2 protein-coding genes are annotated in these 2,587 nt (G+C 44.1%); both read right to left on the bottom strand.

The window, feature by feature from the left end; translation table 11 throughout:
• Positions 1-59 precede the first annotated feature (59 nt).
• Positions 60-1,475: a transglutaminaseTgpA domain-containing protein gene (locus DCC82_RS16785; protein ID WP_233253078.1), complete on the bottom strand. Its 1,416-nt coding sequence runs from the start codon at positions 1,473-1,475 to the stop codon at positions 60-62.
• A complete protein-coding gene (locus tag DCC82_RS16780) occupies positions 1,469-2,473 on the bottom strand; it encodes a DUF58 domain-containing protein (protein WP_233253077.1) in 1,005 nt (334 codons plus the stop codon). The genes DCC82_RS16785 and DCC82_RS16780 overlap by 7 nt, the downstream gene beginning before the upstream one ends.
• Positions 2,474-2,587 lie beyond the last annotated feature (114 nt).

The raw sequence follows: 2,587 nt of genomic DNA, 5'->3' as shown, positions 1-2,587 counted from the left end.
GCGATTCATCTCCCACTTACTCCGCTTCGCTTCGTTGAAGTGGGAGTCTTCTCGCCTAATTAAGATAAAAACTGATCAACGTAGTCATCCTTTTCCCCTGGAATAGCAACATCACTCGTTTCATACACATATCCGTTCATGTGAAAATATTGCTCAATTGCTTTTACTTGTTCATACTGTGTTTGCTTTCCTTTTACGATTTGTTTCGCCAAATCGCGCACTCGTTTCGGTACGCTTTCAGGAAGCTGCGTATATCGCTTTTTTAACCCCTCATCTTGCACTGGCGGTGCGGCGTTTAATTTATCAATGGAGAACGTCGGATATTCATAAGTAATATTATATGTCCTTAACATAATCGCATAAGCTGAACGATCAGTTGCATACATTTTTTCCGTTGCCGTGTCCAAACGAAACACAATGTCTTCAGGCGTATCTATTGTCTTTAGCCCAAGAGGGTAAACAATATGGAAATAAGGCTCCTTTATATGGATGCTAGCTGTCATCGTTTGTTTTTTCACCGATAGATTCCACCAAGAATAACCGATATCTGTATTTTTTTCAAATGTTTTTACTTGCACACTATCCGAGCTTTCCCATCCTTTTCCTGTATAAATATCTTTCGTTTCGACACGCCAATAATGCCGCTTTTGGTCTTCGGCAATAAAAACGACCGTATCATCGGCAATAAATGGACCGCCAAGCCGCGAATCATTTTGCCCATAGCCGATTTTTTTCACCTTCGCTAAAGCAGGATCATTCCGTTTTTCCTCTTGCGGGGCTGCATCACTTCTCACAAACGCCACCGGATCCGGCCATTTAGGCGGCAGTTTGGGACTAAAATATCCGCAGATGAAAGCTAGTCCAATTAGGCATAAGCAGAAAACCGTCCATTTTCTGATTCCGCCTGCAATCGATGCCTTTTCACGCAACCGTTCTATATGCAGGAAGCTTAAGAGGAAAAAACCAAAGACGACTAAACGAATAATCGCACCGTTTCCACGAAACATGGTAAACGTATCTAGTACCGTAATGTACGTAACAGTCAGGACATAAAAGAAAAACAGCCGTTTTTGCGTAAATAGCCAATAATGCAGTAAATACGCCATCATCCATAACAAAAGAAAAAAAAGAAAGCTGCGAAACGAGTTGGTCAGTTCCGCCCAACGCATCGAAAATAAAATAGGGACGTGATCAACAATTTCCCGAACAAGCAGCTTCAGCACCTGCAGATAAGAAACATGGTAAAACAATGTGTTTAACGCACAGACCATATATGCAATCTTTATAAAAGCAGAAAGCCACACTGGAATCCGCAACAAATAAAGAAGAAAACAGACAGACACAAACCAAATGAAGACTTGCACATTCCTGGTATCAGACACCGTTTCTAGCGGAAGAAGCCATTCAATCAGCAACCAGCAAGCCAACCCATATATAAGCAGATTCTTCCCGAGATTTTTAATTGCATTCACCATTCATCCCTGCCTTTATGCAAGGTCGTCATTATATTTCGCGGCGATACGACCACAACATGGATTCCTTTGTGGCGCAGCGCTTCCATCCAGTTCCGCTCCTCTTTCGTCAAATCATCCTTGATAAGAAACACGGTTCCCTCATGGCGGCGTGCAGACATTTCGCCTAACGTGAAAACCAGCTCTTTCTGTAAATAAGAAGTAACATAGCAAAAAACAACGGTCGCTCTCCAGTTTGCTCTTTCATTGGAAATAACGCGCGCAAATGGCTCATGACTATCACAAGCTACTTTTGCTAAATGATAAAACAAGCGCTGTAGATGCTCCTCACCATTTCGAGCAGGAAAGATGGTGCGGTCGCTGCCAACGGATACAAGTCCTGTCTGCACCCCTTGTTTAATAGCGGCCCGCAAAAAAGAAGCAACAAATGTCACGATCTCTTCAAACAATGATGTTGGTGTACGATCAAGTACAACGATCAAATCATCCCGCTGCCGTTCTTCAAACTCTTTTGTCATCAACCGTTGCTTGCGGGCAGATGCTTTCCAATGAACCCATGAAAAGCGGTCGCCTGGCGCATATTCCCGAACCCCCACAGCCATCGTCATATCTCGATGAATCTGTAGCAAGGAAGCGGCCATTCCTTGGTCAAACTGTTGTTCCGCTTTTCGGTACATGATATCGATATAGCGAGGATATACTAAAATCGTTTCTTCTGCGAAATGGAGCGAATTCTTTTCTATCAGTCCGAAAAAGTCCGTAGCGGTAAGGCGAAGCGCGGAAAATACATGTTCCCCTCGCGGCAGCTCGCGCAATTCATACGTGTAAGAAAACGTTCGTTTCCAAATAAATGGAATCGTTACTTTTGTCTGTTCCATCTTAAGTAAAGGAACATCGGCTTCCTCCATCGTCAACGCCACAAATGGAAACCAAATCGGAAAACGCACTTCGACCGTTGCCGTAAGCGAATCGCCGGCATGAAACTGCCGCTGATGAATCACTCGCCTCACAATGACGCGATGAAACGGATAGACGGCAATTGCTAGTCAACTACCCAACGGCTAAAGCCGTGGGCTTGCAACTAGCCTAATTGGCTGCCGCGTTCGGCTGGTTGA

The sequence above is a fragment of the Geobacillus sp. LYN3 genome (assembly GCF_003064505.1).
GTDB classification, from domain to species: domain Bacteria; phylum Bacillota; class Bacilli; order Bacillales; family Anoxybacillaceae; genus Parageobacillus_B; species Parageobacillus_B toebii.
Note: the sequence above shows the minus strand (reverse complement) of the source record. Positions and strands in the feature narration are given on the sequence as shown.